The organism is Thermomonas sp., assembly GCF_025993755.1.
Classification (GTDB): Bacteria; Pseudomonadota; Gammaproteobacteria; order Xanthomonadales; family Xanthomonadaceae; genus Thermomonas.
The window spans coordinates 1-10,139 of record NZ_JAMQHN010000168.1; the positions used below are offsets into that span (position 1 = coordinate 1).

A 10,139-nucleotide genomic window follows, 5' to 3' on the forward strand; every position below is an offset into this window, starting at 1 on the left:
CGACAGCACCCGCATGTCAAGGACGCTTGACAACAAGCGGCTGCCCGTCCTATCGTTGTGTCAAGTACCCTTGACACAAGATCCGCCATGACCGCCGACAAGAACCACAAAGCCGCCGGCTTCGCCTTCATCGGCTCGGGCGCCGCGTTCCTGACGCTCGGCATCGTGTTCATGGCGCTCGGGATTGGCGGCATGTCCACGTTCATCGGCGTCGGCTGTGCCTTCCTGCCGCTGGGCTTGGTGTTCCTCGCCAGATCGAAACAGAGCCCCGGACAATGACCTTCAACCGCATCATCGGGATCTTCATCGGCATCGCGCTGGCCTGCTTTGCGCTGGCGGGGATCGGCCATTGGCTGCTGGGATGGACCGCCAACGGCGTCCATACCTGGCTCAGCATCGGTGCCGGCTACTTTCTGGCCTGCCTGGTGATGCTGCTGATGCCACGCTGGTGGCGCGATCATTGCAACGAGATGTACGCGCAGCCCGCCGGGCGACGCTACATCCGTGCGCTGTTTCCGATCATGGCCGGATACTCGCTGGCCCTGTATGTCTCGGTGACCCTCATCAAGCGCGGCATCCCGTCGCTGCCGCTGCGCGGGCTGGTTGCCGTGCTGCCCGCCCTGGCCATCGCCTTGCTGATGCGCGCGGCCCTGCGCTACCTGCGTGAGATCGACGAAATGCAGCGCCGGATCGAGACCGAGGCGATCGGCATCGCCAGCCTCGGCGTGGCGCTGCTGTATTTCGCCGGCGGCATGCTGCAGCTGGCCAAGGTCATCGCGGTCGATGCCGGACCGGCCATGATCTGGGTTTTCCCCTTGCTGATGCTGCTCTACGGCATCTCCAAGCTGGTCCTGACCCGGCGCTACCTGTGAACAACCGCCTGCGCGAACTGCGTGACGCACGCGGCTGGTCGCAGGCGGAGCTTGCGCAGCGTTTGGAGGTCTCGCGACAGACCGTCAACGCACTGGAAACCGGCAAGTACGACCCGTCGCTGCCGCTGGCCTTCCGCATCGCCCGCCTGTTCGCCTGCCGGATCGAAGACGTGTTCCTGCCCGACGCGGCCTGAGCCGTCGCCGCCTCATCCACACTCCGATATTGATTGCCATGAACTCCCGAAAACTCCGCACCCTCGCCGCCCTCGTCCTGCTGACCGGTTTCGCGGGCTACCAGGCCCTGCACCTGTCGAAGGATGCCGGCCAACATGCGCGCTCCCACGCCGCCACGGTGCCTCCGGTCAAGCCGACCCACCTGGGCTCACTCACCTTCCTGCCCTGCACCCTGCGCTCACCGCAGGGCGGTGACGGCCTGCAGGCCCAATGCGGCAGCTTCGAGGTTCCGGAGGATCGCGCCCATCCCGAAGGCCGCAAGCTCCGCCTCAACGTCGCCTGGCTTCAGGCCAGCGGCGGCGGCAAGGCGCTGCCCGATCCGGTGTTCTTCCTCGCCGGCGGCCCGGGCCAATCGGCGGTCCAGACCTACCCTGGCCTCGACCCGGTGTTTGCCGAGGTGCGCAAGCAACGCGACGTGATCCTGGTCGACCAGCGCGGGACCGGCAGCTCCAACCTGCTGTCCTGCGATGCGCTGATGGACGACGATGACGCCGACAGCTCGCCCGAGGCCATGCAGCAGCAGGCCGCGCAGTGCGCGCAGCAGCTGGCGCGCAAGGCCGACCTGCGCTTCTACACCACCACCGACGCGGTGGCCGACCTCGACGCCGTGCGCCGGGCAATCGGGGCCGCGCAGATCAACCTGGTCGGCGTCAGCTACGGCACCCGCGTGGCCCAGCAGTACGCGATGCGCCACCCGCAGGCCACCCGCAGCATCGTGCTCGACTCGGTGGTGCCCAACACGCTTGGCCTCGGCAACATCTTCGCCCGCAACCTCGACGACGCGTTGGCGCTGCAGTTCGGCGTCTGCAGCAAGCAGCCGGCCTGCCGTGCCCAGCTCGGCGACCCGCGCGCCGAGCTCGACACCCTGCTGACGACCTTGCGCGCCAAGCCGGTGGAGGTCGATTACCGCGACGCCACTTCGGGCGAACCCGCCCATGGCGTGCTGCGCCCCGAGTCGGTCGCCGGACTGGTGCGGATGTACGCCTACATGCCGCTGGCCAGCTCGCTGCTGCCGAAAATGATCAAGGAAGCCAACGCCGGGCATTACGAGAACCTGATGGCGTTGACCCAGATGCTGTACGGCGAAATGAAGGGCGCGATGGCGATGGGCATGCAGCTGTCGGTGACCTGCAGCGAGGACGCCGACAGCATGATGTCGCGCACCGAAGATGCCGGCACCGTGCTCGGCAACCAGATGCCGGTCGGGATGGCGGCGATGTGCAAGGTCTGGCCCAAGGGGCACATGCCTGCCGACTTCCACCGCGCGCTGGCGACGCCGGTCCCGGCGCTGGTGCTGGAAGGCGAGTTCGACCCGGTGACCCCGCCGCGCTACGGCCAGGAGGTCGTCAAGACCCTGCCCAACGGCCGCCTGTTCATCCTGCGCGGCCAGGGCCACAACGTCATCGGCGCCGGCTGCATGCCCAAGCTGTTCGCCCAGTTCGTCGAAAAAGCCGACGCCAAGGCCCTCGACGGCCGCTGCCTCGACACCCTGGCCTACGCCCAGCCGTTCATCAACTTCAACGGCCCGGCCCCCTGACGCGGGCCGCCTGATCCGAACGCGCCACGACGTTCCCCACCGCCTTCCCATCCACCGACTCCGGATGTCCACGTTCCCATGATCACAGCCGAACACCTCCGCAAGACCTTCCCCGCGCGGGGCAAGGAGAAGACCCCGGTGATCGCCGTCGATGACGTCGGCTTCACCGCCCGCGACGGCGAAATCACCGGCCTGCTCGGTCCCAACGGGGCCGGCAAGACCACCACGCTGCGCATGCTCTACACCCTGATGACGCCCGAGACCGGGCGCGTGCTGGTCGACGGCGTCGACGTCGCCGGCGATCCGGAGCGGGTGCGCCGCAGCCTCGGCGTGCTGCCCGACGCGCGCGGGGTCTACAAGCGCCTCACCGCGCGCGAGAACATCGACTACTTCGGCCGCCTGCACGGGATGACCGCGGAGACGATCGCCGAGCGCACGGCGCGGCTGTCGACCGCGCTGCAGATGGACGACTTCCTCGACCGCCGCACCGAAGGCTTCAGCCAGGGCCAGCGCACCAAGACCGCGATCGCGCGCGCGCTGGTCCACGACCCGAAGAACGTGATCCTCGACGAGCCCACCAACGGGCTGGACGTGATGACCACCCGCGGCCTGCGCAGCTTCCTCAGGGAACTGCGCGCGGAAGGACGCTGCGTGATCTTCTCCAGCCACATCATGCAGGAGGTCGCCGCGCTGTGCGACCGCATCGTGGTGATCGCCGCCGGCAAGGTCGCCGCCCAGGGCAGCCCGGAAGAACTGCGCGCAGCGACCGGTGAAACCAATCTCGAGGACGCCTTCGTGAAACTGATCGGCAGCGAGGAGGGCCTGCACGCATGAACACCGCAATCCGACGTCCCGGTTTCCTCGATGCCCTGCGGGTGGTGATGGCCAAGGAATGGCGCGACTTCGTGCGCGACCGCCGCACCTTCGTCCTCAGCCTGCTGGTCGCGCCCCTGCTGTACCCGGTGCTGCTGCTCGGGATCGGCAAGCTGGCGGAGATGCGCGCCGAAACCCAGCTCGAAAGCACCCTGCAACTGCCGGTGGTCGGCATCGAACGGGCGCCCAACCTGATGAAATTCCTCGCCGGCTACGGCATCGAAACCCATCCGGCCCCGGCCGACATCGAGGCCCGGATCCGCGCCCAGGACGAGGACATCGCGCTGGCGATCGACCCGCACTACGCCGAGAACTGGCGCGCCGGCACGCCGGCGCGGATCGACATCATCACCGACACCACCCGCCGCAACACCGACGTCACCACCGCGCGGGTCAGCAAGGTGCTGGAACAGTACGGCAAGGCGGTCGGCACCATGCGCCTGCTGATCCGCGGCATCGACCCGCGGATCGCCGCCCCGGTGCAGGTCGGCACCCGCGACATGGCCACCCCGGAAGCGAAGAACAGCCAGTTCATGGCGATCCTGCTGCCGATGATCCTGACCATCTTCGCCTTCATCGGCGGCGCCCACCTGGCGATGGACACTACCGCCGGCGAGCGCGAGCGGCAGTCGCTGGAGCCGCTGCTGGCCACCCCGGTGTCGCGCGCGGCGCTGGTCGGCGGCAAGATGCTGGCGTCGGTCGCACTCGGCCTGTTGTCGATGCTGCTGATCCTGGTCTCGTTCAAGGTCAGCGCCACCCTTGCCGGCGGCTCCGCCAGCCAGATGGACGTCAGCTTCGCGGCGATGGCCAAGCTGCTGCTCACCCTGCTGCCGCTGGTGCTGATCGGCACCGCGCTGATCACCGCGCTGGCGGCCGGCGCCAAGAGCATGAAGGAAGCGCAGAGCCACATCATCTGGCTGATGATGCTGCCGATGCTGCCGGCCTACGGGCTGATGGCCTATCCGCTCAAGGACACCGCGCTGTGGCAGTACGCGGTGCCGTTCCTGTCGCAGAACCAGCTGATCCAGAAGATCATCCGTGGCGAACATGCCGCGCTGGACCAGTGGGCGCTGTATCTGGCCAGTTCGCTGGCGGTGGCAGCGCTGCTGTGGACGGTCGCGGTCTGGCGCTACCGGCAGGAGAAGCTGGCGATCTCGGCCTGATCCGGACGCAACCTAGGAATGGAAACGCCCGGCCATGACCGGGCGTTTCGCTTGATCGCCGCTTGGGACAAAACCGCCTTACTGGAAGTTGATCGTGCGGCGGGTGGTGGTGGCCTGGTTGATCGGCTGGAACCTCCAGCGCTTCACTGCAGTGAGCGCCTCGCGCTCGAAATCGCGTGCGAACTGTCTGGGTACTTCGGAAGACACGACGCGCGCGCTGGTGACCGAGCCATCGGTCCCCACCGTGAATTCGACCTGCACCGATCCCGACGCCCCGGCGCGCTGCGCGGCGGGCGGGAAACGCGGTGCCGATTGGGACACCGCTTCCAGCGCACTGGACGCCGTTGGCCGCGGTGCCGGCGCCGACGCCGGCGCAGGCGCCGGCGTTGCCGCAGCGGCCTGTGCCGCAGCGGCCTGCGCTGCCGCCGCGCGGCGACGCTCTTCTTCTGCCGCCGCCTGCTGGGCGGCCTGCTGCTGGGCCTGCTGGGCCTGCTGGGCTTGCTGCTCGGCCAGCTGGCGCTGCTGCTCCTGCAGCTTCTTCTGGTCTTCCTCGCGCTTCTTGGCCTGCTCCTCCTTGAGCTTGGCCTCCTGCTCGGCGGTCAGCTGCTGCTGCTGGGCGCGCTGCGCGGCCAAGGCCTCGCCCTTGCCGATGCTGGTCTTGAGGCGATCCAGCGCCGGGTGGTTCGGGTCGGCCTTGCCGATCAGCGCCAGCAGGCGCTTGGCCTCGTCGAAGTCCTCGCGGGCGATCCCCTGCTCGGTGGCGATCACCGCCATCGGCAGCAGGTCGTTCAGTGCGCTCGACGCACTGGCATCGCCAGGCTGTTTGTCGCGCAGTGCGAGGTAATACTCCATCGCATTGTTGCCGACCGGGGCATACAGCCGGTTGTCGTCATAGGCCTTGCGCGCGGCGTCACGCAGCTGGTCGACGCTCATCTGCGCCACCGCTGCCGAGACCACCGGCGCGGTGGCGGGTGTGCCTGCGGCGGCCGGACCCGTGGCGGCCGCCGGGCCAGCTGCCGGCGTGGCTTCCTGTTTCTTGCAGGCGGAAACGGCAAATGCCACCGCAACGCTCAGCGCGATCGGGGCAAGCGTGTGGAACATTTTATTGGCAGACATCGCGACAACCCTCGTCTCATGCGGGCATTTGCCTGATAGGACGCAGCAGCAGGCCGCGTTTGTCAAGCGTCGCGATCGATTTCCGCTATTTGCCGATGCAGAAAGTTGCGAAAATGTGACCCAGTAGGCCGTCAGCATCCACCCGCCCGCCGATTTCGCCCAGCGCGGCGTGGGCCTGCTGCAGGCACTCCGCCGCCAGTTCCAATCGTCCCGCGGACAGTTCGTTTCCGGCCCGGTTCAATCCCTCTCCGGCGCGAACCAGCGCATCCAGGTGCCGGCTGCGGGCGGAAAACCCGCCATCCGCCGAAACCTCGGTTCCCGCGAGCGCCATCAGGCGCCGCCGAAGCGCATCCAGCCCGGCGCCGGTGCGCGCCGAGATCGCCAGAGCGTCCGCCGGAAGATCCGCAGGCGCGGACAGCAGGTCGGCCTTGTTGTGGAGCCACAGCACGTCCGGAACGCCGCCCAGTTCGGCTTGCAGCGCCAAACGGGCGGATGGGCCGCTGCGCGCGTCAAGAACGGCCAGCGCAAGATCCGCGCGCGCCAGTTCGGCGCGGGCTCGACGGATGCCCTCCGCTTCGATCGCATCCTCGCTGTCGCGCAGGCCGGCGGTATCCACCAGCGTCAGTTCCACCCCGTCCAGCCGCAGGGTTTCCTGAAGCGTGTCGCGGGTGGTGCCGGCGACCTCGGTGACGATGGCGCGCTCGCTTCCGGACAGCGCGTTGAGCAGGGAACTCTTGCCGGCGTTGGGCGGGCCAACGATCACCGCGTGCAGGCCATCGCGCAGCCGTCGGCCGCGTCCGGCCGCCTCCAGCAGATGCGCCAGCTCCAACTTTGCGGCATCCAGCCGCGCCTGCAGTTCGGCCCCACCCAGGGCCTCCAGCGGTTCGTCGGCAAAATCGATCGCAGCCTCGGTGTGGACCCGAATGGCCAGCAGCTGCGCCATCAGTGCCTCGACCCTGCGCGAGAACACGCCTTCCAGCGAACGGCGGGCGGCACGCGCGGCACGGCGGTCGGATGCCGCGATCAGGTCGGCGATCGCCTCGGCCTGCGCCAGATCCAGCTTGCCGTTGAGGAAGGCGCGCTGGCTGAATTCCCCGGCCCGGGCCTGCCGCGCCCCCAGCGCGATGCAGCGCTGGACCAGCTGGCGCAACACCACCGGGCTGCCATGCGCCTGCAGTTCGACCACGTCCTCGCCGGTGAAACTGGCCGGGGCGGGGAAGTACAGCGCGATGCCGTCATCGATGACTTCGCCGTCGGCTTCGGTGAACCGGACGTGGTCGGCGCGTCGGCACCGCAGCCGGCGCCCGCACAGCTGCTCGCCGATCGCCCGTGCCTCCGTCCCGGACAGGCGCACCACCCCGATTCCGCCGCTGCCGGCCGCGGTAGCGATTGCAACGATGGTGGCTTCGGGCGGCGGGTCTGCCATGTCTTTCTTCCGGGGCGAACCTTCAGCCCAGCGCGCCGGTCAGCCAACGGTCGGCGTGCGCGCCGGCGGATCCTCGAAGCGCTTGAGGTTCGCCCACTGCTGGGCCATGCCCAGCGCACCGTTGGTGACCCAGTACAGCACCAGGCCGGCCGGGAACAGCGCGAACATGACCGCCATCACCACCGGCATGGCCTGCATCATCTTGGCCTGCATCGGATCCATGCCCGCGGTCGGCGTCATCTTCTGGGTCAGGAACATCACCACGCCGTTGAGGATCGGCAGGATGAAATACGGATCGGGTGCGGTCAGGTCGCTGATCCAGCCCATGATCCACGGCGCGTGGCGCAGTTCGATCGCCTCGATCAGGACGTAGTACAGGGCCAGGAAGATCGGCATCTGTATCAGCAGCGGCAGGCAGCCGCCGGCCGGATTGACCTTCTCGCGCTTGTACAGGTCCATCATCGCCAGCTGGAACTTCTGCTTGTCGTCGCCGTAGCGCTCCTTGAGCTGGGCGATGCGCGGCTGGAACTTGCGCATCTTGGCCATCGACTGGTACTGCTTGGCCGACAGCGGATACAGCAGCAGCTTGATCAGCACCACCAGCAGCACGATCGCCCAGCCCCAGTTGCCGGTGATCTTGTGCAGCATCGTCAGCAGCCAGTGGATGGGTTTGGCGAAGACGGTGAAGATGCCGTAATCGAGCGACAGGCCCAGGCCTGGCGCGACGGCATCGAGCAGGTGGGCGTCCTTCGGCCCGATCCACAGCGTCGAGGCGCTGGTGAAGCGCTGCCCCGGCGCCAGCGTCACCCGCGGTCCGGTGGCATCCACCCGGTATTGCGCGCCGCGCTCGGCCAGCGAGAACAGCGCGCCCTGATCCGCCTGCGGAACCCAGGCCGCAAGGAAATAGTGCTGCGACAGGCCGATCCAGCCGCCGGTGACGGCCTGGTTCAGCGGGCCGTCCTTGGCGAAGTCCGGATAACGGCGTTTCTTGTACTTGTCTTCCGGGCTGTACCACGCCGCGCCATTGAGGCTGATGGTTTCCGGATTGAAGAAGCTACGCTTGGTCACCGCCGGCACGCGGCTCAGGCTGCGCCGGATGTCGCCGATCCAGGTGGCGCTGCCGGCGTTGACCACTTCGTCGCGGATGCGCAGCGCATAGCTGCCGCGCTCAAGCGTGATGCTGCGTTCGATCCGGATTCCGGAAGCCGTGCTGGCCTCGAACCAGGCCGTCACGTTCTTCTGCCCGGGAGCCAGTTCAAAGCTGCGGGCATCGCCTTTGGGCTGGAACACCAGCGTGCCGCCGTTGGCGCCGATCCAGTCCGCACCCGCTTCAAAGAATGTGGCCGGAGTCGGATCCAGCAGAACCACCGGCGGCGAATCCGGAGCGCGCGTTTGCGGGAAGCGCAGCAGGTCGGCGCGCACGATGTTGCGGCCATCCAGTTCCAGCGCCAGCACGTCGCTGCGAAGCCGCACCACCGGGCCATGCGCGACGGGCGCGCTGACGGCAGCAGCAGCCGGCGCGGCCGCCGGCACGGATGCGGTCGGAATGGCCGCCTGGGCGCCCGCCCCGGCGTCGGTCTGCGCGACGGCCGCCGGTGTCCGTGCCGCCGGCGCAACCGCATGCTCGGTGCTCCACGCCTGCCAGAGCAGGAAGGCCACGGCGATCCAGGCGAAGAACAGCAGGTTGCGGATCTGGCTCATCAGGAAGACGTCTGTTCGTTGGCGTGGGGGGAGGAATCGGCCGTGGCGGCGGGCGGCATTGTGCCCAGCGCCGCTGCCTGCGGCAATGCGCCGAGTTTGTGCAGCCCGCGCTCGAACGCGGCCCGCAGCGCGGTCGCGTCCGTTTGCGCCGCCTGCGTGCGCGCCACCACCACATAGGCGCCGGGGCGCAGCTGCGGGCGCAGTTTGCGAAACCCGTCGCGCAACACGCGCTTGATGCGGTTCCTGCCCACGGCGCGCGCATCGACCTTGCGCGAAACCGCCAGCCCGAGCCGCGCCGGCAGCGCGTCTTCCAGCCAGTGCAGGGCGAGGACGGGGTTGGCGCTGCGGCGGCCTTGCGAGAAGACCCGCTCGAATTCCGCCTTGCTGCGCACCCGCGCGGCGCGCGAAAACCCGAATCCGGACGTTTGCCTGTCCGGGAGATTGCCTTCGGGATCCCCGGAGAAATCACGAGGATTGGCGCGGGCCTGCGCCGGCATGGGGGGCATTGCGCGGGTGCCGGTTTCCTGGGTCACCGGGTCTGCGTCTCCACCCGCCGCAAAGCGGGTCAAACGGTCAGGCGACGGCGGCCCTTGGCGCGGCGACGGGCCAGCACCTTGCGGCCATCGGCGGTTTTCATGCGGGCGCGGAAGCCGTGGTCGCGCTTGCGCTTGAGGTTGCTGGGCTGGTAGGTGCGCTTGGTGGCCATGACGGAATCTGCCGGGTCTGAGATCGAGAAAAGACGGCGATTGTAGCCTGTTCCGGCACAGGCATGCAAATGCCGCCGCGGCCACCGGCTCCGGTTTGGCGCACCCGCCGGCCGGTGATACGCTGGCCCACCCAGCCTGCACCGCTTGCGCGTTCGTCGCCCGGTCGCATTGTCCGCACATGAAACCGACCCCGCGCATGGACGTTTGGCCGCACTGCCTGAAACATCTGGAAGCCGAACTGGCGCAGGAAGACGTGCGCACCTGGCTCAAGCCGCTGCAGGCCGGCCAACGGGACGGCGCGATGGTTCTGTACGCGCCCAACCCGTTCGTGCGCGATGAAGTGCAGCTGCGCTTCCTTCCGCGGATTCGCGAACTGGCGAGACACTATGGCGATGGCGCCGAGGTGGCGCTCGACGTGGGCTCGCCCGCCCGCGTACCCCCGCCCCCCCCCCAACACCCCCCCCCCCCCCCACCCGCCGCGCCGGTAGACGGCCACCTCGAGCCCCACAA

General features: G+C 68.6%; 12 protein-coding genes. 7 read left to right on the forward strand and 5 right to left on the reverse strand.

All coding sequences use genetic code 11. The annotated features are described in order from the left end of the window. The first annotated feature begins 87 nt into the window (after positions 1-87). The 6 genes from Q0X16_RS12230 (at position 88) to Q0X16_RS12255 (ending at position 4,679) form a co-directional block, all read left to right on the forward strand. Entirely contained in the window at positions 88-279 is a 192-nt protein-coding gene (locus tag Q0X16_RS12230; RefSeq protein WP_297834842.1) for a hypothetical protein, read from the forward strand. Then, positions 276-872, forward strand: a complete 597-nt coding sequence (locus Q0X16_RS12235) for a hypothetical protein (RefSeq protein ID WP_297834845.1) — start codon at positions 276-278, stop codon at positions 870-872. Before Q0X16_RS12230 ends, Q0X16_RS12235 begins: the two co-directional genes overlap by 4 nt. Next, entirely contained in the window at positions 869-1,066 is a 198-nt protein-coding gene (locus Q0X16_RS12240) for a helix-turn-helix transcriptional regulator (protein ID WP_297834847.1), read from the forward strand. Before Q0X16_RS12235 ends, Q0X16_RS12240 begins: the two co-directional genes overlap by 4 nt. Positions 1,067-1,104: 38 nt before the next feature. Beyond that, a complete protein-coding gene (locus Q0X16_RS12245; RefSeq protein ID WP_297834849.1) occupies positions 1,105-2,643 on the forward strand; it encodes an alpha/beta fold hydrolase in 1,539 nt (512 codons plus the stop codon). Positions 2,644-2,721: 78 nt separating this feature from the next. Beyond that, a complete protein-coding gene (locus Q0X16_RS12250) occupies positions 2,722-3,477 on the forward strand; it encodes an ATP-binding cassette domain-containing protein (protein WP_297834852.1) in 756 nt (251 codons plus the stop codon). Beyond that, a complete protein-coding gene (locus Q0X16_RS12255; RefSeq protein WP_297834855.1) occupies positions 3,474-4,679 on the forward strand; it encodes an ABC transporter permease in 1,206 nt (401 codons plus the stop codon). The genes Q0X16_RS12250 and Q0X16_RS12255 overlap by 4 nt, the downstream gene beginning before the upstream one ends. A 78-nt stretch (positions 4,680-4,757) precedes the next feature. Here Q0X16_RS12255 and Q0X16_RS12260 read toward each other — a convergent pair whose 3' ends face one another. The 5 genes from Q0X16_RS12260 to rpmH all read right to left on the reverse strand — a co-directional run bounded on the left by Q0X16_RS12260 (position 4,758) and on the right by rpmH (position 9,628). Beyond that, complete coding sequence (locus Q0X16_RS12260; protein ID WP_297834857.1) at positions 4,758-5,795, reverse strand: energy transducer TonB; 1,038 nt, start codon at positions 5,793-5,795, stop codon at positions 4,758-4,760. Between the two features lie 85 nt (positions 5,796-5,880). Further along, positions 5,881-7,221 (reverse strand): tRNA uridine-5-carboxymethylaminomethyl(34) synthesis GTPase MnmE, encoded by a 1,341-nt coding sequence (gene mnmE, locus Q0X16_RS12265; protein ID WP_297834860.1) that lies wholly within the window; start codon positions 7,219-7,221, stop codon positions 5,881-5,883. Between the two features lie 39 nt (positions 7,222-7,260). Then, positions 7,261-8,922, reverse strand: coding sequence for a membrane protein insertase YidC (gene yidC, locus Q0X16_RS12270; RefSeq protein ID WP_297834863.1), 1,662 nt, complete (start codon positions 8,920-8,922; stop codon positions 7,261-7,263). Continuing rightward, on the reverse strand, positions 8,922-9,455 hold the full coding sequence (gene rnpA, locus Q0X16_RS12275; protein WP_297834866.1) for a ribonuclease P protein component: 534 nt from the start codon (positions 9,453-9,455) through the stop codon (positions 8,922-8,924). Before rnpA ends, yidC begins: the two co-directional genes overlap by 1 nt. Before the next feature lie 32 nt (positions 9,456-9,487). After that, positions 9,488-9,628: a 50S ribosomal protein L34 gene (gene rpmH / locus Q0X16_RS12280; protein ID WP_156640208.1), complete on the reverse strand. Its 141-nt coding sequence runs from the start codon at positions 9,626-9,628 to the stop codon at positions 9,488-9,490. A 179-nt stretch (positions 9,629-9,807) separates the two neighbouring features. Here rpmH and Q0X16_RS12285 point away from each other — a divergent pair. Next, the coding region (locus Q0X16_RS12285) for a DnaA N-terminal domain-containing protein (RefSeq protein ID WP_297834870.1) at positions 9,808-10,139 on the forward strand (332 nt) is incomplete at its 3' end.

Coding starts and splice junctions, on each gene's coding strand:
- Q0X16_RS12230 (WP_297834842.1), top strand. CDS start 88: ATGACCGCCGACAAGAACCACAAAGCCGCCGGCTTCGCCTTCATCGGC.
- Q0X16_RS12235 (WP_297834845.1), top strand. CDS start 276: ATGACCTTCAACCGCATCATCGGGATCTTCATCGGCATCGCGCTGGCC.
- Q0X16_RS12245 (WP_297834849.1), top strand. CDS start 1,105: ATGAACTCCCGAAAACTCCGCACCCTCGCCGCCCTCGTCCTGCTGACC.
- Q0X16_RS12250 (WP_297834852.1), top strand. CDS start 2,722: ATGATCACAGCCGAACACCTCCGCAAGACCTTCCCCGCGCGGGGCAAG.
- Q0X16_RS12255 (WP_297834855.1), top strand. CDS start 3,474: ATGAACACCGCAATCCGACGTCCCGGTTTCCTCGATGCCCTGCGGGTG.
- Q0X16_RS12260 (WP_297834857.1), bottom strand. CDS start 5,795: ATGTCTGCCAATAAAATGTTCCACACGCTTGCCCCGATCGCGCTGAGC.
- mnmE (WP_297834860.1), bottom strand. CDS start 7,221: ATGGCAGACCCGCCGCCCGAAGCCACCATCGTTGCAATCGCTACCGCG.
- yidC (WP_297834863.1), bottom strand. CDS start 8,922: ATGAGCCAGATCCGCAACCTGCTGTTCTTCGCCTGGATCGCCGTGGCC.
- rpmH (WP_156640208.1), bottom strand. CDS start 9,628: ATGGCCACCAAGCGCACCTACCAGCCCAGCAACCTCAAGCGCAAGCGC.